The sequence below is a fragment of the Agrobacterium sp. MCAB5 genome (genome assembly GCF_052114365.1).
Lineage (GTDB): Bacteria > Pseudomonadota > Alphaproteobacteria > Rhizobiales > Rhizobiaceae > Agrobacterium > Agrobacterium tumefaciens.
The window spans coordinates 1-985 of record NZ_JBFREP010000050.1 but is presented as its reverse complement, the minus strand read 5'-3'; the positions used below and the strand labels follow the sequence as shown (position 1 = coordinate 985).

The 985-nt window shown below is 57.1% G+C and carries 1 protein-coding gene; it reads left to right on the top strand.

Annotated elements, in window-relative coordinates; translation table 11 throughout:
* The coding region (locus tag AB4Z23_RS27210; RefSeq protein ID WP_441361147.1) for a type I restriction enzyme subunit R domain-containing protein at positions 1-985 on the top strand (985 nt) is incomplete at both ends.

Below are 985 nucleotides of genomic sequence, written 5' to 3'. Positions count from 1 at the left end.
CCACTGCTATTGGCCAGAAGGTCGAGATCGTGGTTGAGCACTTCCGCCACCATGTCGCCAAGCTGCTAGAGGGGCAGGCGAAAGCGATGATCGTGACTAGCAGTCGCGAGCACGCACTGCGCTATTATTTCGGCGTGCGCGACTACATTGTGCAACAAGGTTATACCGACCTTCGCACCCTTGTCGCCTTCTCGGGCGAACTTGCCTTCAACGGGGAAAAATACACCGAGTCGGACGTGAACGGATTCGTCGAAACCGAGCTTCCCAGACGCTTCGACGGCTTTAAGCCGGACGGCACGGCTTATCCCGAGCAGTACCAAATCCTGATCGTCGCGGAGAAGTACCAGACCGGATTCGACCAGCCTAAGCTTTGCGCAATGTATATCGACCGCAAGCTCGCGGGCTTGCAGGCGGTTCAGACCCTTTCGCGCTTGAACCGCACGAGGACGGGGAAAGACCAGACCTTCATTCTCGATTTCCGGAATACTATGGAGGACATTCAGAACGTATTCCGCCCCTATTATGAGGATACAGCGCTGGAGGCCAATTCCGACCCCAACCTTGTCTACGACCTCGAAGGCCGCCTCTTCAAATTCGGCTATCTCGACAAGGAAGAGATCGAGCGCTTCGCGCAAACCTACTTCAAAGGGCCGCTAGACGGYGGGGACCGCGCCCGCCTTGAAGGGCTTGTCCGCCAGGCCGTCACCCGCTTTGAGGCGGACGACGATAAGGGACGGCAGGAAGAGTTCCGTCAGCTCCTGCGGAGCTATATGCGCTTCTACAGCTTCATTTCCCAAGTCATGCGCTTGGAAGACACTAGCCTGGAGAAACTCTCGGCCTATGCCAATTGGCTTTCGCGGCTCCTTCCCAACCGCGAAATTCCACCCGAAATCGAAATCACCGATGAAATGCTCCGCCTTCAAAAGTTCAGGGTGGAGCAGAAGGAGCAGGGCGATGCTTCCCTTTCGGCGGGCGACCGCATGCC